Below are 19,951 nucleotides of genomic sequence, written 5' to 3'. Positions count from 1 at the left end.
GTGCCGCACTCCTATGGAAAATCGCTGAAGCGGTATTCCGCCAAGGAGCGCGTCGCAAAGACGGCTCTGGCGATTCGTACCGTTCGTTCGGCAATCAAGAAACCGGGCAGCGGCAGCATCCTGTCAAAGACACGTGTGCTGAAGGCGCACGATCCGAAGCGCAAGATCGCCAAGCTCGAGGACTATATGAAGGCGGGAATGAAAAAGACCTTTCCCGTCGTCTACCGAGGCATCTGGGACGCGCAGGATGAAATCGTTCGCACGTCGTTGATTACAGACCTGCTGGTCGGACTCGAAAAGGCGGGACTGAGCAAAGGGGAAATGGCGCGGCTCAAAACGGCAATCGACGGGTTTTCCAGCATCCGGCTTCCGACGCGCTGGTCCGGCTTCAGGCTGAAGGGCGGTGATACGGTGCTGGGATTCAGTGAAATGCAGCATCCGACGTCTGCCGGCAAGGGCATATGGATACCGTCGAAGTCCAGCTTCTCGAAGGCGCATACCGCGCTTGACGAAGCGCGTGTGAAGGCGGCACTCGACGCGATCAACACCTTCGTCGTGAAGGATAAGAACGGTGCCGTCACGCTGGCGTCGGGGGTCGCGATCGAGGACATCGTGAAGGCCGCGCTCATCGCGGCCGGCACATTTACGTTGAACTACTTTACAGCGCCCGCGCTCGCGAGCAACGTCGACGCCACCGCTTCCGGGAAAGTGAAGAAAGCGCAGACTCAAGCCCGTGAATTCATGAAGGATCAACTCGAGAGCATCGGTGCGAAGCGCGCTACCGGGTCGACCAGTATCGTGATTCCGAAGCTGAACCTTCCGACACGCGAGTGGAAGCCAGATGCACTGAACCCCGGAGAGGTCAGTCCGCGACGAGGATCTCCGATCAGTCTGTCGGTGGCAGAGCTCAGTTGGGCGGTCGAATAGTAACCGCGCCGAGGCACACGTGCACGGTACTTCCCGACCGGCTTGAACAACCTATGTATGCACCCGGATCTGGATGCGAACCATGGAACGCGTAGTCATCACCGGCATTGGACTCGTCTCTTGCCTCGGGCAAGACCTGGATACCGTCGCCACGGCATTGCGCGAAGGGCGCAGTGGCGTGGTGCGCGACCCGGAGCGCGAGGCGCTCGGTTTTCAGTGCGCGCTCACGGGGGCAATCACGGGGTTCGATCCGGCAGAGAGGCTGAGCCGCAAGGATCGACGGGGGATGGCAGAGCCCGCGCTGTACGGTGCGGTAGCCGCGCTGCGGGCGCTCGACGATGCGGCACTATCGCGCGACGCGCTGCGTCGACCGGAAGCCGGTGTAATCGTCGGAAACGACTCCAGTGCGGATGCGGTGCGCCGCGCGTGCGATGACACGCGCAGCGTGGGCACGACACGTCTGCTCGGCTCGTCGGCGGTGGTCGAGGCGATGAACTCGTCCGCGAGCATGTGTCTGTCGGTTCTGCTCGGTACCGGGGGCGCGTGCTGGACCGTGTCCGGTGCGTGCGCATCCGGTGCTCATGCAATCGGCCAGGCCAGCATGTTGATCGAAAGCGGCCGACAGGACATCGTCGTGGTCGGTGGCGTGCAGGAACTGAACTGGGCCGGGATGTGCGCATTCGACGGACTGGGTGCATTTTCAACATGGAGCGGCGAGCCGGCACAGGCATCGCGGCCGTTTTCCGCGAATCGCGACGGGCTCGTGCCGAGCGGCGGCGGTGCGATGTTGGTGCTGGAGTCGTTGCGACATGCGCAGGCACGCTCGGCCCGCGTGCGCGCGATGCTGCGTTCGTACGCGTTCTCGTCCGATGGCCGGCATCTGACGCTGCCGGACGGAGAGGGCGCGCGGCGCTGCATGCGCGACGCGCTGAGATACGCGAACTTCGCACCGGCAGACATCGACTACGTGAATGCGCATGCAACTTCGACGCCGTCCGGAGACGTTGCCGAAGCCGCGGCGATTCTCGACGTGTTCGGCGACGCGCGGCCGCCGGTATCGTCGACGAAGGGAATGACCGGGCATGAGTGCTGGATGGCCGGTGCATCGGAGGTCGCATATAGCCTGCTGATGGCTGAGCACGGATTCATCGCCGCGAACGCGAATCTCGGCGAACCGGATCCTGCGTGCGCGGAACTCGATCTCGTACGGCACGCACGCGATGCACGCGTGCGGACGATCATGTCGAACTCGTTCGGATTCGGCGGGACGAATGCAAGTCTTATTCTGGAGACCAAATCATGGTGACGAATCCCGTCGAAATTCAGGCCATCATTCAACGCGTCCTGGTCGATGTGTTCGAGTTGAACGTGGACGTGATCGTGCCGGAAGCTCGCCTGAAAGAAGATCTCGATCTCGACAGCCTGGATGCCATCGATCTCGGCGTGGCAATCGAGGAAGGGCTGGGCGTTAAACTCAATCAGTCCGCTTTGGCGCCATTGCGCACGGTCGGAGAAATTCAGGCGTATTTGATTCGTTCATTGACCTGACGCTTGCCGTGGCGCGCGGTGATCGAACGTGAGGCGCCGCACGCGTCGCCGAGCGAGTGGGCCACGCGCAAACGAGACCGTTACGGGATGTTGCATGAAGTTCGCTGTCAGCTTTATGTCTGAGGCGAGGTCATGTTCGCCAAGGCCTACCGATTCGATCGGGATTTTTGATGATGTTGTCCATCGGCCGCCTTGATCGACCTCGACATACGCGCTGCCCGTCCGGAGCAGCAGCGCGTCGGCGAGCGCAGCGACACGAGGGCGATTGAATTCGCGTCGTGCCGCCCGATAAGGCGGCATTCTTTGCGCGCGAGGACCTGCACATTTTCGAAACGCATGACCCGGCGAGAATCGGGGCATTGTTCGCTGCCCCTTACTCCGGGCTCTGAACGCTCCACACCAATAACGCCCGCTCTCCGCTACCGAGGATCCGTGGCATACGAGCAGGCTGCTGCTCAATTTTACGACCACCGCGGGCGTGTTCACACTCGCCGTAACGGGTCAGACGCAGGAGGGCGGCTCCGACTCGCCGCGCATCCTGACCGATGAGCAGATTGATATCTGCCACGAGAATCTCGAGGGCATCGCGATGTACGTTGCCGTGCGACGCTCGAGGCTCGGCCTCAACCTGAAGTTGCAAAGCGCGTATGTGTCCGGTCAAGTATTACGCTTACTGCATGGGACCGGCCGGGCGAGGTAACCCTTTCCGGTTACAAGCCGGTGGGTTAACCATACCGAACGTCATGCGCGGGCGTGCTCCATCGCTCAGAACGTGTCGCGTCTGCTTTTTAGTGTTCGGACTGCGGTAGGGGAAGTTTCGTTTTAGGGGCCGCATCGGAAAGCCTTGCGGGCATTGGCTCAGGTCACAGGCACAATTCAAAGTTAAATGAAATGTGACCCCTGCCCGCCGCAAAATTTTGCACAATGGCGACAACGCGGCGTTGCTGCCGCCATTCGCCTCCCCGGCAACCCGGCCTTCCGGCCCGCAGGGGCGGCCAGATCGAACCTTCGAAACCGACCCGAGCCCCTACCGACGTGCCGCCGCCGACCGCCATGGACCACCCGAAACGCATCCTGATCGTCGAAGACGACGCCGACATCGCCGACGTGTTGAGCCTGCACCTGCGCGACGAGCGTTACGAAGTCGTGCACAGCGCCGACGGCACGGAAGGACTGCGCCTGCTCGAACAGGGCAACTGGGACGCGCTGATCCTCGACCTGATGCTGCCCGGCGTCGACGGCCTGGAAATCTGCCGGCGCGCACGCGCGATGGCGCGCTACACGCCGATCATCATCACGAGCGCGCGTTCGAGCGAGGTGCACCGGATCCTCGGCCTCGAACTCGGCGCCGACGACTACCTGGCGAAACCGTTCTCGGTGCTCGAACTTGTCGCGCGGGTCAAGGCGCTGCTGCGGCGCGTCGACGCGCTCGCGCGCGATTCGCGGATCGACGCGGGCACGCTCGACGTCGCCGGGCTGTCGATCGACCCGATCGCGCGGGAAGCTACCGTCGACGGCACGCGCATCGACCTCACGCCGCGCGAGTTCGACCTGCTGTATTTCTTCGCGCGGCATCCGGGCAAGGTGTTCTCGCGGATGGACCTGCTGAACGCCGTGTGGGGCTACCGCCACGAAGGCTACGAGCACACGGTGAACACCCACATCAACCGGCTGCGCGCGAAGATCGAGGCCGATCCGGCCGAGCCCGTGCGGATTCTCACCGTGTGGGGACGCGGCTACAAGCTCGCCGCGCCAGACCAGCGGGCCACCTGATGAAACTGACCCTCACCCAGCGGCTGTCGTGCGTGTTCGCGGTGCTGCTGCTCGCGTGCTCGGGCGCGTCGGCGTGGCTGCAGATCCGTGCGAACGATATGCGCGAGAAGGAAGTCGTGCAGGGGCTGTCGCGCGATCTCGCCGCGCACATCGCGAGCAGCGCGCCGCTGATGGACGCGAACGGGTTGCGTCCGGATGCCGTGCGCACGCTGTTCGGCCAGCTGATGGGCGTGAACCCGAGCGTCGAGGTATATCTGCTCGACAACGCGGGGCGGATCAAGGGCGACGACGCGCCGCCCGGCCACGTGAAGCGCGACCGCGTCGACCTTGCGCCGGTGCAGCGCTTCATCGCGGGCGAGCCGCTGCCGATCCTCGGCGACGATCCGCGCAGCCCCGACGCGCGCAAGGTGTTCAGCGCGGCGCCGCTGCAGCTCGCCGGGCAGCCGCCGTCGGGCTACATCTACGTGGTGCTGCTCGGCGAAGCGCACGACCGGCTCGCCGCGCGCGTCGACGCCGGCAACGTGCTGCGCACGACGCTGTGGTCGATGGCGGTGGTCGCGCTGCTGGGCCTGCTCGCGGGCCTGACCGCGTTCAGCTTCATCACGCGCCCGCTGCGCCGGCTGACCGACGCGATGCGCCGCTTCGACGCGAACGGCGCGCCGGACACGCAGCCGCCGGTGCCGCGCTCGCCGCCCGGGCGGCGCGGCGACGACATCGCGGTGCTCGAATCCGCGTTCGCGCAGATGGCCGACCGGATCGGCGACCAGTGGCGCGCGCTGACGCGCCAGGACCAGCAGCGGCGCGAACTGATCACGAACATCTCGCACGACCTGCGCACGCCGCTGACGTCGCTGCACGGCTATCTGGAAACGCTGTCGCTGAAGTCCGATACGCTCGCCGAGACCGAGCGCCGCCGCTACCTGTCGATCGCACTCGCGCAGAGCACGAAGGTCGGCCGGCTCGCGCAGGCGCTGTTCGAACTCGCGCGGCTCGAATCGGGCGGCGTGCAGGCCGAGCGCGAGCCGTTCTCGCTCGTCGATCTCGTGCAGGACATCTTCCAGAAGTTCGAGCTGGCCGCGCAGTCGCGCGGCATCGCGCTGCATGCGCGGATCCCGCCGCGCGTGCCGGTCGTGTCGGCCGATCTCGGGATGATCGAGCGCGTGCTGACCAATCTCCTCGACAACGCATTGCGGCACACGCCGCAGCACGGCGAAGTCGAAGTGGCGCTGACGCCGCAGGACGATCGCGTGGTGGTGACCGTGTCGGATACCGGCGAAGGGATTCCGCCAGCGCGGCGCGAAGGGCTGTTCCAGCGGCCGCAGCGGCCGATGAGCGGCGGCGCGGCGACGAGCGGCGGGCTCGGGCTGCTGATCGTGCACCGGATGCTGGCGCTCAACGGCAGCGCAATCCGGCTCGTCGATCGGGACGGGCGCGGTGCGGTGTTCGAGTTTGCGCTGCCGGTCGCGCATCCGGCGCCCGGCGAAACGCGCTGAAACCGGCGACGAAGCGCTGGCGCGCGCTTACCCGCCGCGCTTGCGCCGCACGTCGCTCGGTGTCGTGCCGGTCCAGCGCTTGAACGCGTGGCGGAACCCGACCGCATCGCTGAAGCCGAGCGTCAGCGCGATGTCCTCGGTGCTGAGCGTCGTGGTGCTCAGGTAATCGATCGCGAGCGCCTTGCGCACGCTCGTCAGCAACTCGCTGTACGACGTGCCTTCGGCGTCGAGCTTGCGGCGCAGCGTACGCGACGTCATGCACAGCGTGTCGGCGATCGCGTCGATGTCCGGAAACTGCCCGGGCGTGCGCGTGAGTTCCTGGTATACGCGCCGCGTGACGCCGGCCTGGCTGCGCAATTCGTCGAGCAGGCGCGCGCAGTGCGACGACACCTGCGCGGCGGTGATCGGGTTCGCGAGTTGCGGCGCGCGCGTGAGCCACGCGGCCGGGTAGCTCAGCATATGGTGCGGCTGGTCGAACGCGATCGGGCATTCGAGCGCGTCGGCGAGCTGCGCCGCGTGCGCCGGCTGAGGCTGCGCGAACTGCGCGCGGGCCGGCACGCACCATGCACCCATCACGTCCTTGATGATCGTCACGTGCAGCGCGAACTGCATGTCGATCAGGAAGCGATACAGCGGCAGGTCCGGCTCGGGCAGCGCGGCTTCGTGCGGATCCGGGAACAGCCACGACGCGGTGTCGCCCTGTTCGACCCAGCGGATCGCGAGCATGCCGTTCGCGAGCTGATGATATTTGACGGCCGAATCGAACGCACGCGCGAGCGATTCCGAGCACAGCATCGCGTAGCCGTACATCCCGTAGCTCGACGCGTGCAGCCGACGGCCGACGCGCACGCCGAGATCGGTGCCGTCGTAGCGGTCGATCGCATTGCGCGCGGCGGTCAGGAACTGCAGCGACGACGTGAGCGTGAACGGATCGGCGACGGCGTCCGGCGACAGGCCGGTGCCGTCGAGCACGGCGGCCGGGTCGAGGCCGAGTTCCTGGGTGACGCTGACGAGCACGGCCAGCTTGGCCGGCGAGAAGCGCTTCTCGCGCGACGCGTGGGCGGGCAGGGCGTCCGGCAGCGAGGCGGTGCCGGTGGCCGTCGGTTTCAAGAGCGCACTGCGCGGCATGGCGGGTTCTGCGTCCGATTCGATATCGTTCCGGTGCGCGATTCTGCGCCGGAACGCGCTGCGGCGCCATAGGGTTCACCCTGATGAGCATGAGTATGCACGGCCCGACACGGCGGGACCGATGCATGGACGGAAGCGGCGTCAGGCGGCCCGCTGCGCGCCGGCGTGTCCGTTTCGATCATCTTTTCGACCGTCCGGATCATTTTCAAAGCCTGTCCGGCGGGCGATAGTCGTCGGTCAGGCGGCGGCCTGCGCCCATCCGGTGCGCGGGCCGCCGTGCGAACGGCGCTGCCCGGCGCCGTCCCCCGAGGAGCAGGACATGACGAAGAGACACTGGATCGGGTCGTACGGCTCGATCCCCGCCGAGATCGATGCCGATCGCCATCCTTCCGTAACCGCGCTGCTGGACGACACGATGCGCCGCTTCGCCGAGCGTCCCGCGTTCCGCGCGTTCGGCCGCACGCTCACCTACGCCGACGTCGACCGCCTGTCGAGCGCGCTGGCCGCCTACCTGCAGCAGGTCGTGGGCGTGCGCAAGGGCGACCGCGTGGCCGTGATGCTGCCCAACGTGCTCGCGTTTCCGGTGGTGTTCGTCGCGCTCGCGCGGATCGGTGCGATCCAGGTCAACGTGAACCCGTTCTACACCGCGCACGAGCTCGAGCATCAGCTCAACGACGCGGGCGTCGAAGTGGCCGTGGTGTGCGGCGGCTCGATGGGCACGTTCGCCGACGTGGTCGGCAAGACGCGCATGCGGACCGTGCTGAGCGTGGGCCGCGGCGATCTCGGTATCGTCGATGCGCCGGCCGGCGCGTGCGACGCGCTGCCGCCCGGCTCGATCGCGCTCGCGGATGCGCTTGCCGCGGGCGAAGCGCTCGCCTTCGAGCCGGTCGCGCTCCGCGGCGACGATCTGTTGCTGCTGCAGTACACGGGCGGCACGACGGGGCTGTCGAAGGGCGCTGCGCTGTCGCACCGCAACCTGGTCGCGAACATCGAGCAGTTCGGCGCAATCGTGCCGGCCGCGCGGCGGCCGGGCGAGGAGGTCGTCGTCACGGCGATCCCGCTGTATCACATCTTCGCGCTGACGGTGAACTTCCTGTCCTACTTCGCGATCGGCGCGGAGAACTGGCTGGTCGCGAATCCGCGCGACATGGACGGCTTCATCGACGTGCTGAAGGACGCGCGGCCGTCGGTGTTCGTCGGCGTCAATACGCTGTATGCGGGGCTCGCCGGCCATCCGCGGCTGAAGGAGGTCGACTGGTCGCGGCTCAAGCTGTCGGCCGGCGGCGGCGCGGCGGTGATCGACGTGATCTCAGCGCGCTGGAAGGCGGTGACGGGCAACTTCATTCGCGAAGGGTACGGGCTGTCGGAAACGTCGCCGGTGGTCACGTTCAATCCGCAGTCGATCGACGCGTTCACGGGCACGACGGGCCTGCCGCTGCCGTCGACCGACGTGAAGCTGCTGGACGACCAGGATCGCGAGGTGGCGATCGGCGAAGCGGGCGAGATCTGCGTGCAGGGGCCGCAAGTGATGGGCGGCTACTGGCAGAAGCCGGAGGCGAATGCGACCGCCTTCACCGCGGACGGCTACTTCCGCACCGGCGACATCGGCGTGTTCGACGCGGCCGGCTTCCTGAAGATCGTCGACCGCAAGAAGGACATGATCATCGTGTCGGGCTTCAACGTCTATCCGAACGAGGTGGAAGCGGTCGCGACCGCACTGCCGGGCGTCGCCGAATGCGCATGCATCGGCGTGCCCGACGGGCGCACCGGCGAGGCCGTCAAGCTGTTCGTGGTGCTCGCTGCGGATGCGGCCGTGACCGAAGCGGAGATCGTCGCGCATTGCCGTGCCAACCTCGCGGCCTACAAGGTGCCGAAGCTGATCCGCCTGGTCGACCGGCTGCCGAAGTCGACGGTCGGCAAGATCCTGCGCCGGGAACTCAGCCGCGCCGACTGATGGTGCCGAAGCGCCGCGCGCCCGGCGGCGCGCGGGCCGGTGCGCCGCATGCCGCGCATGTCCCGAAAGCCCGGTCCGGGCCGCTCCAGTACAATGCGAGCGGTTCGACCGATGGGGACGCGATGACCGGTTCAGACTCACCTTCCGCCCGGCCCGGGCGTGCGCTGCCGTCGCCGAGCGCGACGGTGCCGATCTCGCTCGTCAACGGTTTTCTGGCCAGCGCGGGCGCGCAGCGCGACGTGGTCGAGCGCTACCTGCGCGGCGCCGGCATTCCGCTCGAGCTGCTTGGCGAGCCGCATGCGCGCGTGACGGAAGAGCAGTTCTCGACGCTGTACCGCACGCTCGCGATCGACCTCGACGACGAGATGCCGGGCATCTTCTCGCGCCCGCTGCGCGGCGGCACGCTGAAGTACCTGTGCCTGAGCCTGCTCGATGCGCGCAACCTCGAAACGGCGCTGCATCGCTTCGGCCAGTTCTTCCATATCCTGCTCGACGACTTCTTCGTCGAATCGAAGCGCGACGGCCTGGTCGCGCAGGTGCTGCTGCGGCCGAACCCGGCCGTCGGCCCGATCGGCGCGCTCGGCCAGGAGCTGATGCTCAAGCTCGTGCACGGCGTGTGTTCCTGGCTGATCGGGCAGAAGATCCCGCTGCTGAAGATCGAGTTCGCGTGCCCGCGGCCGCGCCATGCGGTCGAGCATCTTTATTTCTTCTCCGGCTCCGTGCAGTTCGATTGCGAACGCACGCTGATGCGCTTCAGCGCCGACTACCTCGATGCGCCGATCCGGCAAAGCAAGCGCAACCTGCGCAAGTTCCTCGCGCGCGCGCCCGGCGACTGGATCTTCGAATCGTTCAGCGAACAGCTCGTGTGCCATCGCGTGCGGCAATACCTGTCGGCGGCGCTGCCCGACCTGCCGGTGATCGATCAGGCAGCCGAGCATCTGCATTGCTCGGTGCGCACGCTGAGCCGCCATCTGGCCGCCGAAGGCACGACGTTCCAGGCGCTCAAGGATGAACTGCGGCGCGACATCGCGATCCAGCGGCTCACCGACACGCTCGACACGATCGCGGCGATCGGCGCCGATATCGGCTTCGACGATCCGAGCGCGTTTCATCGCGCATTCCGCCACTGGACGGGGAGTACGCCGGGGACTTACCGGCGGCGCGCATAGCACGGGTTTTTCAAGCGCGCTCCCATAACCGGCATCCTTCGTGCGATCCCATGGATGGCTCCCCGTCGTTCCGGTACCGCGGATGTGCGTCGGCCCGTCACGCACTGCCGATGCGTGACGGGCCGACGGGTCATTGGGTCCACGCGCTGCTGAAACGGGCCGGTTGCCCGCTCCGCGCGCGTGGCCGCACTCAGGCTTTCAGTGCGCCGAAGATTTCATTGAGCATCGACTTCGCATCGCCGAACAACATGCGGTTGTTGTCCTTGTAGAACAGCGGATTGTCGACGCCCGCATAGCCGGACGCCATGCTGCGCTTCATCACGATCGACGTCTTCGCCTTCCACACTTCCAGCACCGGCATGCCGGCGATCGGGCTCGCCGGGTCGTCCTGCGCGGCCGGGTTCACGATGTCGTTCGCGCCGATCACCATCGACACGTCGGCCTCGGGGAAGTCGCCGTTGATCTCGTCCATTTCGAGCACGATGTCATACGGCACCTTCGCCTCGGCCAGCAGCACGTTCATGTGGCCCGGCATGCGGCCCGCGACCGGGTGAATCGCGAAACGCACGTCGACGCCCTTCTCGCGCAGCAGCTTCGTCAGTTCGAACACCGTGTGCTGGGCTTGCGCCACGGCCATCCCGTAGCCCGGCACGATGATCACGCGCTTCGCCTCGCGCAGCAGCTCGGCCGTTTCCGCCGCGCTCACCGCGACCGCTTCGCCGGCCGGCTGCGCAGCGCCGCCGGCTGCCGCCGGTGCGCCCGCGCCGCTGCCGAAGCCGCCCGCGATCACGCTGATGAAGTTGCGGTTCATCGCGCGGCACATGATGTACGACAGGATCGCACCGGACGAGCCGACCAGCGCGCCGATCACGATCAGCAGGTCGTTGCCGAGCATGAAGCCGGTGGCCGCCGCCGCCCACCCCGAGTAGCTGTTGAGCATCGACACCACGACGGGCATGTCCGCGCCGCCGATCGCCATCACCATGTGCACGCCGAACAGCAGCGAGATCACGGTCATCACGGCGAGCGGCAGCATGCCGTCCTGGATGCTTTCCGCATGCAGGAACGCGCGGCCGTAGTAGATCACGATCAGCAGCGCGGCCAGGTTCAGCCAGTGCCGCGCCGGGAGCAGCAGTGGCTTGCCGCCGATCTTGCCCGACAGCTTGCCGAACGCGATCACCGAGCCCGCGAAGGTGATCGCGCCGATCAGGATGCCGACGTAGATTTCCACTTCATGGATGGCCTTCTCGGCGCCGGTGAGCTGCAGCGACGTGTCGATATAGCTCGCGAAGCCCACCAGGCAGGCCGCGAAACCGACCAGGCTGTGCATCAGCGCGACCAGTTCCGGCATCTGCGTCATCTGCACCTTCTTCGCGGCGTACAGGCCGACCGCACCGCCGACGACCAGCGCGGCGATCACGTACGGAATGCCCGCGGCCGACACGCGCGGACCGGCCACGGTGGCCAGCACGGCGATCAGCATGCCGATCATGCCGAGCAGGTTGCCGCGGCGCGCGGTCTCGGGATTGGCCAGCCCGCCGAGGCTGAGAATGAACAGGATCGCGGCGCCGATATAGGAGACGGTAGTCAGGTTGGAAGTCATTATTGTTGTCCCCTTATTTACGGAACATCGCCAGCATGCGCCGCGTGACCGCGAAGCCGCCGAACATGTTGACGGCCGTGAGCGTGAGCGCGCCCACCGCGAGACCGAGGATCAGCCCGGACGGACGATCGCCGGCGTTGGCCAGCTCGCCCAGCGGCGGTGCGACCTGCACGAGCGCGCCGATCGCGATGATCGACGAGATCGCGTTGGTCACGCTCATCAGCGGCGTGTGCAGCGACGGCGTGACGTTCCAGATCACCATGTAGCCGACGAAGCACGCGAGCACGAACACCGTGAAGTGCGACAGGAAGCTGGCCGGCGCGAACTGGCCGACCAGCAGGAACGCCAGCGCGCCGATCGCGAACACGATCGCGAGCGCCTTGGCCGACATCGGCTCGCCGCTGTGACCGTGGCCCTTGGACTTCGCCGGCGCGGCCGCGGCGGGGGCCGCCGCCGGGGGCTTGGGTGCGACGGCCGCCTGCTTGATCGGCGGCGGTGGCCACGTGACGTTGCCTTCCTTGATGACCGTGAGGCCGCGGATCGCGTCGTCGTCGAAGTCGACGTTGATCGTGCCGTCCTTGGTCTTGCACAGCTCCTCGACCACGCGCAGCAGGTTGGTCCCGTACAGCGTGGACGACTGCCGCGACAGGCGCGACGCGAGATCGGTATAGCCGACGATGGTCACGCCGTGGCGCACGACCGCCTCGCCGGGCACCGTGAGTTCGCAGTTGCCGCCTTGTTCGGCGGCCATGTCGACGATCACGCTGCCGGGCTTCATCGACCGCACCATCTCGGCGGTGATCAGCTTCGGCGCCGGCTTGCCGGGGATCAGCGCGGTGGTGATGATGATGTCGGCATCCTTGGCCTGCTGCGCATACATCGCGCGCTGGGCCTGCTGGAAGCCTTCGCTCATCACCTTCGCGTAACCGCCGCCGCCCGAGCCTTCCTCTTCGTAGTCGACCTTGACGAACTCGCCGCCCAGTGACTTGACCTGATCGGCCACCTCGGCGCGCGTGTCGTTCGCGCGCACGATCGCACCGAGGCTCGCGGCCGTGCCGATCGCGGCGAGGCCCGCGACGCCGGCACCGGCGATGAAGACCTTGGCCGGCGGAATCTTGCCGGCCGCCGTGACCTGGCCGTTCAGGAAGCGGCCGAACGCGTGGGCGGCCTCGATCACCGCGCGGTAGCCGCTGATGCCGGCCATCGACGTGAGCGCGTCCATCTTCTGCGCGCGCGACAGCGTGCGCGGCAGCGAATCGATCGCCAGCACCGTGGCGCGCTTCGCGGCCAGCTGCTGCATCAGTTCGGGGTTCTGTGCCGGCCACACGAAGCCGATCAGCGTGCCGCCTTCGCGCATCAGCGCGACTTCGTCGGCACTCGGCGGGCGCACCTTGAACACGATGTCGCTGCCGGACCAGAGCTCGGCCGCCGTGGCGGCGATGCTCGCACCGGCTGCGCGGTACGTATCGTCGTCAAAATTCGCGCCGGCACCGGCGCCGCTTTGGACGGCCACCGAAAACCCCAGCTTGATCAGTTTCTCGACCACTTCCGGTACGGTCGCAACGCGCCGTTCGCCGGTGGCTGTCTCCAGAGGAATCCCAATCTGTAATGTCATAGTATGAAAGATGGGTGATGGCCGTCGCGATGCGCTCGGGCCGGTGCGTCAAGGTACCAGAATCGTGTGTGTGTTTAGTGGATCACGCGAGAGTTTGCGTCAAGAAATGAAACGATCGTTCGCTGGGTGCGAACAGAGTATGCCTTATAACGACGGCACTATCGAGGATGCGAGCGCATCGAGTGCGTCGGGCGCCTCTGCAGTTGTACTGTTGCGTTTTATCCACGCGCGGGCCGTATCGCATCGGCCGAACGGATGTCGACGAGGTGCGCAGACTGCCGCTGTCGTGGTGCGACGTCGTTGCGTGACCCGGCAGGCGCGTGGCGGCACCGCACGAGTTTCCCATAGCCGGCTTCCTTTGAGGGTTCCCATGGCCGGCTTCCGTCGGCGGTCCTGGCGTTGAATCGGATCACGCACACCGGGCACGATCCGGCTGATCTCGACACGCAGGCGCGTCATTCGTCAGCGGCCTGAAGCCATCCCGACCGACCGGTAGGCCAATGCCCGGCTGCTGACGACGGACCGCTGACCACCGACCGCAGGCGGCCTGCCAGCCTGTCGCGTCGATTACCCGATCAATTGAGCAGACACCAGATCGCGAGGAACGGCGCGTCGCCCGAACGCATCGCATGCAGTGCACCACGCGCGTTGTGGATGCCGCCGCCGATCCCGGGATCGAACCATGCGCCGTTTTGCTGCCGGAATTCACCGGCGGTCATGAGCACGTACGCTTCCTCCGGTGCGTGGCCATGATCCGGATATCGGACGTTGGGCATCATCAGCGAGAAGCCGAGCTGGATGTCGTCGCGGCTTTCCGCGCCGCCGGGCCCGCAGATCATCCCGTTCACGTGCCCGTCGATGTAGTTCGGACTGCCGTCCTTTCCCGACGTGCGACGCGACCAACCCACCTCGGGCTCGAGCGACTTGATCAGTTGCGCGACGGTGGCGAACGTCGGGTCGACGCGCGCGACCGACTCGAGCGCGCGGTCGAGCCAGTCGCATGCGGGGTAGCGCACCGCGAGCCGTGTTCCGTTGTCCGACGGCGTCTGCAGCCGGGCGAATACTTGCGGCGCGAACGTGCGCGCGGCGGGTGGCAGCTTGTCCGACTGGAACAGCTCGCCGGCGATCCGGACGAAATCCGCGATGTTCTTCGGGCGTTCACTCATGCTGGTCTCTGCTCCTGCGGCCACTTGGCTTGATGAAACGAAAGTCTACGCAGAAACGCGCGGGTCCTGAAAGCGAAAAAGGGCGTCCGATTTGGCACCGGCCGCCATGCATGCGCCGCTGTTGACGTCCGGCCCGCGGCCCGCATCGCCTTCTTTACAGCCAGTCGGTTTCGAATGCGCAGTCGGTCAGCGACACGCAGCCGTGCTCGGTCAGCACGACCTGCTGTTCGAGCTTGACGCCCTGGCTGCCGCCTTGCGCGCCGATATAGCTTTCGACGCAGACCGTCATACCGATCTCGAACCGGCCGTCGTAACCCGCGCTGTCCCAGTCGACCTGGTGCGCGATCGACGGATACTCGTCGACCATCCCGATGCCGTGCGCCAGGCAGCAGTAGCGGTTCTCCACGAACGGGTCGGGGATCTTCCACGCCTTTTCCGAGAACTCGCGGAACGTCATGCCGGGCCGCAGCAGATCCATGTTGAAATGCACCTGTGCATACGCGTATTCGTACAGCTTGCGTTGCTCGTCCGACGGGCGGCCGTCGCCGACGAGCCAGGTACGGGAGATGTCGGAGCAATAACCGTTCGGCCCGACCATGTCGGTATCGAACGCGAGCAGGTCGCCCGCCTCGAGCACCCGCGACGAACACTCGTGCATCCACGGATTCGTCCGGTCGCCGGACGCGAGCAGGCGCGTTTCGATCCATTCGCCGCCATGGCGGATGTTCTCGTAATGCAGGTTCGCCCAGATGTCGTTCTCGGTCAGGCCCGGGCGCAGTTCGCGCCGCATCCGCTCGATCCCTTTCTCGGCGGTGCGCAGCGATTCGCCGATCAACACGAGCTCGCCCGACGACTTGATGAGCCGGGCGGTTTCCATCAGCGCCTGGCCGTCCGTCAGCGTGAGTCCGTGCTTCTCCAGATACGCGGTGCCGAACGGGTCGAGGCGATCGACGGCCAGGAAGCGCTCGCCCGGCGCGTGCTTGCGGAACACGTCGACGATTTCGGCACCCCACGTCTCGGCGCGCTGCTCCGCATCGGGGCCGGCATTGAAGTAGGTCCAGCTGACCGCACCGCGCAGTTCCACATCGAGATTCAGGCCGTCCCACACGTGCTCGCTGCTGTGGAATTCCCACGCGACGATGCGCCCGGTGGCGAACACCATCACGTAGCGTGCGGGGTTGCGCCCGGCCCACACCTGCATGTTCGACGTATCGGTCGCGTAGCGAATGTTGACCGGGTCGTACAGCAGGATCGCCGGGATCTTGTGCGCGAGCAGTTGCTCCTGAACCCGGGCCAACCGGTATGCGCGTACGTCGCGCAAGACGGCATCCTTGTCATGCGAATTAATAGCACTGCTTACATCTAGGAGCTGATCGCCCGCCATACTGTGCCTCCTGGGGTTGTTCTGATGGTGCGTTTGCAGGGAATGCGGCGTGAGCGCGTCGGCGTGATCCGGGCTCTTGTGGAAGGGCCCGTGTCCGTGCCGCGCGCGGTTGCCGACGGACTAGAGTTCCAGCACGAGGTCCGACGTCGGGCGGCTGCAGCAGAGCAGCCGGAAGCCTTTCTGGACTTCCCGGTCGCGAATCCCGCCGTTGTGCTGCATGTCCACCGTGCCTTCGAGCACCTTGGTCTTGCACGTGCCGCAGATGCCCTGGCTGCAGGACGACGGAATCGCAAGGCCCGCCTTTCTCGCCGCCGACAGCACGGTGTCGGTGGCGTGCATCGTAAACGTCTTCGACGAACGCGACAGCTTGACCGTGAAGGTTTCCGACGACGCTTCGGATGCCGGTTCGACAGGTGCCGACGCGACGCCGGCGCTGATGTCGAAGCTCTCCTGGTGATAGCGCGCGGGATCGTGACCGCCGCCGCGCAGCAGGTCGCGTACCGCATTCATGTAGCCGGCCGGGCCGCAGGTAAATGCTTCGCGCTCGGCGTAGTCGGGCACCTGTTCGGCAAGCAGCGGCAGGCTGAGCCGGCCGATCGGTCCCGGCCAGTGCGCTTCGTCGCCGGCGCCTTCACAGACGAAGAACGTGCGCAGGCGCGGCGAAAGCGCCTCGAGCCGCCGCAGCTCGTTGCGGAACACGATATCGGCAGGCGTTCTCGCGCTGTGGACGAACACGATGTCCAGGTCGAGCCCGAGGTCGATGCTCGCGCGCGTCATCGACATCAGCGGCGTCACGCCCGAGCCGGCCGACAGGTACAGCAGCTTGGCGGCGGGTGCCGCGGTCGGCGTGAAGCTGCCCGACGGACCGTAGGCCAGCAATCGGTTGCCAGGCTCCATGTTGTCGTGCAGCCAGTTCGACACGACGCCGCCGGGAACCCGCTTCACCGTGATGGACAGCAGATAGGGGCGGGTCGGCGGAGACGAGATCGTGTAGCAGCGCTCGACCGACTGGCCGTGGACGTCCGCCGACACGGTCATGAACTGGCCGGGTTCGAAGCGAACGGGCGAGCCGTCGCCCACGCGGAACTCGAAGCTTTTGACGTCGTGCGTCTCGTCGACGACGCGGCAGCACGTCAGCACCTGCTGTTCGCCGCTCGCCCAGGTTCTTCCAGTGCTGTCCCACGTGCCGGGATGGGAGAGTCGGTCGTGTGCTTCGAGGGCGGGATCGAACATTCTGTCTACGGAGTTCATGGCATTGCTTCCTTGGGGCGCGCGGCACGCTCGACGTGCACGCTGTCATTCGCGAAGGCCGGGCTTCGATGACGGGCCTCTGTCGTGCCGCGTTCCGATGTCTCGCTCCATGCCCGGAGTACCTTCGCTGTGGCCCGAGTATTGGCATGCACTAAAACAGCGTCAATGCGCTTTATTTTCCGGCCGCCATTACATTAGGTTATGCGTGGCGCGCGTCCGCGCGGCCAGTGCCGCGGCGGCAACGATCGGGCGCTTGCCGACGCGGATTTCGTTCGTGATGACGCGATGCGAGCCCGTGGGGGCGGATGATGCTTCGCGCTTGCCGCAGGCAGCGCGCGCCGCAGTCGATATGTCGATGCGTTGCGGTTGGGGACGGATCGCGATGGTCGGTCGCCCGACTTTCCCACCCGGCCATGCCATGCCGGCCGAATCGCGTGTCCCAGCAGCTTGTTCCTCTAACATCCGGGCTGGGAGCGCCTGGATCATCCTCCGGGCGGCCTCGGGAGGGGGAAGTCGCCTGCCGATCGCGGCCCGTCGAGCCGGTCTCGAGGCCGGTACCGATCCTCGCGGGGTAAGCAGTTTCCCGCATTAGACACATTGAAGTCTTGACGAATACAATTTGTATACAGACGATGCATGCAACAGGAGAGCACATGAAGGCGAATCTCGTGGACACCGAACGTGACGATGCGCAGTCGCCGTCGCTGGATCGCAAGGCGGTTCTGGCGCAGACGCTTCGACACCGGATCCTCAGCATGGAGCTCCAGCCCGGGGCGACGCTGGACGAGGTGGCACTCGGCGAGGAGTTCGGGCTGTCCCGTCCGCCGGTGCGCGAATTGATGCGGCAGATGGCGGCCGAGGGCTATATCGAGCTCGAAGCCAATCGCGCCGCGCGCGTCGCGTCGATGAACTACGACTCGTTGCGCAACTATTTCCTGGCCGCGCCGCTGATTTACGTGGCGACGACCAAGCTGGCCGCGATGCATGCGACCCAGGGGGAAATCGACGGGCTGAAGCGTATCCAGGAGCGGTTTCGCGCGGCGGTGGAAAGCGGCGGGGTGGACGAGCGGGTGCTGCAGAACGACGAGTTTCACCTCGCGATCGGCAAGATGGCCCACAACCCGTACCTGCTGCCGAGCCTGTGTCGCCTGCTGATCGATCATGCGCGGCTCGCGAAGACGTTTTATCAACCGCGCGACGAGAAGATGGAAGCGGAGCTCGTCGAAGCGGTTCAGCAGCACGACGCGATCATCGACGCCATCGAGCGCCGCGACGCGCAGGCCGCCGGAGAGATCGTGAGCGCGCACGTCTACCTGGCGCGCAGGAACATGGCGTCGTACGTGGCGCCCGAAGGTGTCGACGTATCGATTGATTTTTAGTACCACGAACCGAGCCGCTGATTCGGTTCCTCATGAAACCCTGTATCGATGAGAGACTGATATGACTGAGTTGCTGTCCAGGAGCGAGTATCAACGTGTCGCTCGCGAGTTGAATCTGCCGCGCAGTGTCGTGATCGACGGCGAGGCCCGCGCGGCGCGGTCGGGTGCCACGTTCGCCACGATCAACCCGGCAACCGGGGGCCGTCTCGCCGACGTGCCGGCGTGCGCGAAGGAAGACGTCGATGTCGCGGTCGCCGCCGCGCGCGCCGCGTTCGACGACGGCCGCTGGTCGAAGCTGCATCCGGCCGCACGCAAGCAGGCGATTCTCCGGCTGGCGGACCTCGTCGAGCAGCATGCGCTCGAGCTTGCGGTGATGGAGAGCCTCGACAGCGGCAAGACGATCTTCGATTGTCAGACGGTCGACATTCCGGAAACGATCAACGTGCTGCGCTGGCATGCGGAAGCGATCGACAAGATCTACGACCAGGTGTCGCCGGCTTCCGACGGTCATATTTCGATGATCGTGCGCGAACCCGTCGGTGTCGTCGGCCTCGTGCTGCCGTGGAATTTCCCGCTGCTGATGCTCGCGTGGAAAATCGGTCCGTCGCTCGCGGCCGGCTGCACACTGGTCGTGAAGCCCGCCGAGGAGACGTCGCTCACGACGATGCGGGTCGCCGAGCTGGCGCTCGCGGCCGGCATTCCGCCCGGCGTATTCAACGTCGTGACCGGCACGGGCCCGGCGGTCGGCGAACCGATCGGCCGCCATCGCGACATCGACATGGTGTCCTTCACCGGGTCCACCGACACCGGCCGGCGCTTCCTGTCGTACTCGGCCGAGAGCAACCTCAAGGAGGTCGTGCTCGAGATGGGCGGGAAAAATCCGTGCGTCGTGATGGCCGATGCGACCGATCTCGATGCCGTCGCGAGTCACATCGTGAACGGCGCGTTCTGGAACATGGGCGAAAACTGCTCGGCGATTTCGCGGCTGATCGTGCATCGTGATATCAAGGCGCCCTTGCTGGAGAAGATCACGAAGCTGGCCGACGAATGGCATGTGGGCGACCCGCTCGATCCGGCCAACCGGATCGGGCCGCTGGTGTCCGCGCAGCATTACGAGAAAGTGCAGTCGTATCTGGGTGGCGACACCACCGTGCTGTACGGCGGGCAGACGAGCGAAGGCCGTTATGTCCATCCGACCATCATCGACGTCGCGAACAACGACGCGAAGCACGCACGCGAGGAAATCTTCGGACCGATCCTGTCCGTCATCACGGTGGACGGCATGCAGGAGGCGATCGACATCGCGAACGATACGGACTACGGCCTTGCGGCGTCGGTATTCGCCGGAAACGGCAAACGCGCGATGCGTGCGGCACGTGCGGTTCGCGCAGGCACGGTGACGGTGAACGCATTCGGCGAAGGCGACATCACGACCCCGTTCGGCGGCTTCAAGCAGTCGGGCTTCGGCGGACGCGACAACTCGCTGCACGCCCATGACCAGTACACGCAGCTCAAGACCCTCTGGGTCGACCTGAACATTAACGAAGCGGACGAGGCATAA

At 66.2% G+C, this 19,951-nt stretch carries 15 protein-coding genes; 9 read left to right on the top strand and 6 right to left on the bottom strand.

Features of this window, described 5'->3' with window-relative positions; all coding sequences use genetic code 11:
• The 5 genes from DIE15_RS23605 to DIE15_RS23580 all read left to right on the top strand — a co-directional run bounded on the left by DIE15_RS23605 (position 1) and on the right by DIE15_RS23580 (position 5,741).
• Positions 1-927, top strand: coding sequence for a hypothetical protein (locus DIE15_RS23605; protein WP_124834481.1), 927 nt, complete (start codon positions 1-3; stop codon positions 925-927).
• A gap of 82 nt (positions 928-1,009) precedes the next feature.
• Positions 1,010-2,233: a beta-ketoacyl synthase gene (locus DIE15_RS23600; protein ID WP_063791555.1), complete on the top strand. Its 1,224-nt coding sequence runs from the start codon at positions 1,010-1,012 to the stop codon at positions 2,231-2,233.
• On the top strand, positions 2,227-2,475 hold the full coding sequence (locus tag DIE15_RS23595; RefSeq protein WP_057927685.1) for an acyl carrier protein: 249 nt from the start codon (positions 2,227-2,229) through the stop codon (positions 2,473-2,475). Before DIE15_RS23600 ends, DIE15_RS23595 begins: the two co-directional genes overlap by 7 nt.
• A 1,053-nt stretch (positions 2,476-3,528) precedes the next feature.
• On the top strand, positions 3,529-4,248 hold the full coding sequence (locus DIE15_RS23585) for a response regulator transcription factor (protein WP_124834479.1): 720 nt from the start codon (positions 3,529-3,531) through the stop codon (positions 4,246-4,248).
• Positions 4,248-5,741 (top strand): HAMP domain-containing sensor histidine kinase, encoded by a 1,494-nt coding sequence (locus DIE15_RS23580; RefSeq protein ID WP_124834478.1) that lies wholly within the window; start codon positions 4,248-4,250, stop codon positions 5,739-5,741. Before DIE15_RS23585 ends, DIE15_RS23580 begins: the two co-directional genes overlap by 1 nt.
• Before the next feature lie 27 nt (positions 5,742-5,768).
• On the opposite strand, the gene DIE15_RS23575 is transcribed toward DIE15_RS23580, so the two are convergent.
• On the bottom strand, positions 5,769-6,869 hold the full coding sequence (locus tag DIE15_RS23575) for an AraC family transcriptional regulator (RefSeq protein WP_124834477.1): 1,101 nt from the start codon (positions 6,867-6,869) through the stop codon (positions 5,769-5,771).
• A 319-nt stretch (positions 6,870-7,188) separates the two neighbouring features.
• Between DIE15_RS23575 and DIE15_RS23570 the strand changes: the two genes are divergently transcribed.
• Both DIE15_RS23570 and DIE15_RS23565 read left to right on the top strand, forming a co-directional pair.
• Entirely contained in the window at positions 7,189-8,823 is a 1,635-nt protein-coding gene (locus DIE15_RS23570; RefSeq protein ID WP_124834476.1) for an AMP-binding protein, read from the top strand.
• A complete protein-coding gene (locus tag DIE15_RS23565) occupies positions 8,823-9,992 on the top strand; it encodes an AraC family transcriptional regulator (protein ID WP_124834475.1) in 1,170 nt (389 codons plus the stop codon). Before DIE15_RS23570 ends, DIE15_RS23565 begins: the two co-directional genes overlap by 1 nt.
• A 190-nt stretch (positions 9,993-10,182) precedes the next feature.
• Here DIE15_RS23565 and pntB read toward each other — a convergent pair whose 3' ends face one another.
• From pntB to DIE15_RS23540, 5 genes are all read right to left on the bottom strand, one after another.
• Positions 10,183-11,595, bottom strand: coding sequence for a Re/Si-specific NAD(P)(+) transhydrogenase subunit beta (gene pntB / locus DIE15_RS23560; protein ID WP_057927691.1), 1,413 nt, complete (start codon positions 11,593-11,595; stop codon positions 10,183-10,185).
• Between the two features lie 13 nt (positions 11,596-11,608).
• Positions 11,609-13,210: a Re/Si-specific NAD(P)(+) transhydrogenase subunit alpha gene (locus DIE15_RS23555; RefSeq protein ID WP_057927692.1), complete on the bottom strand. Its 1,602-nt coding sequence runs from the start codon at positions 13,208-13,210 to the stop codon at positions 11,609-11,611.
• Positions 13,211-13,785: 575 nt separating this feature from the next.
• The gene (locus DIE15_RS23550; RefSeq protein WP_124834474.1) at positions 13,786-14,376 is read right to left on the bottom strand and encodes a dimethylsulfoniopropionate lyase; all 591 of its coding nucleotides are present in this window, start codon (positions 14,374-14,376) and stop codon (positions 13,786-13,788) included.
• A gap of 154 nt (positions 14,377-14,530) precedes the next feature.
• A complete protein-coding gene (locus DIE15_RS23545; protein WP_124834473.1) occupies positions 14,531-15,760 on the bottom strand; it encodes a Xaa-Pro peptidase family protein in 1,230 nt (409 codons plus the stop codon).
• 120 nt (positions 15,761-15,880) lie between these two features.
• Positions 15,881-17,011, bottom strand: a complete 1,131-nt coding sequence (locus DIE15_RS23540) for a hybrid-cluster NAD(P)-dependent oxidoreductase (RefSeq protein ID WP_124834472.1) — start codon at positions 17,009-17,011, stop codon at positions 15,881-15,883.
• A gap of 653 nt (positions 17,012-17,664) precedes the next feature.
• Between DIE15_RS23540 and DIE15_RS23535 the strand changes: the two genes are divergently transcribed.
• Complete coding sequence (locus tag DIE15_RS23535; protein ID WP_057927697.1) at positions 17,665-18,390, top strand: GntR family transcriptional regulator; 726 nt, start codon at positions 17,665-17,667, stop codon at positions 18,388-18,390.
• Positions 18,391-18,451: 61 nt separating this feature from the next.
• Entirely contained in the window at positions 18,452-19,951 is a 1,500-nt protein-coding gene (locus DIE15_RS23530) for an aldehyde dehydrogenase family protein (RefSeq protein ID WP_124834471.1), read from the top strand.

This window comes from Burkholderia sp. Bp9031 (assembly GCF_003857965.1).
Lineage (GTDB): Bacteria > Pseudomonadota > Gammaproteobacteria > Burkholderiales > Burkholderiaceae > Burkholderia > Burkholderia ambifaria_A.
This window is presented reverse-complemented; position numbering and strand designations above follow the sequence as displayed.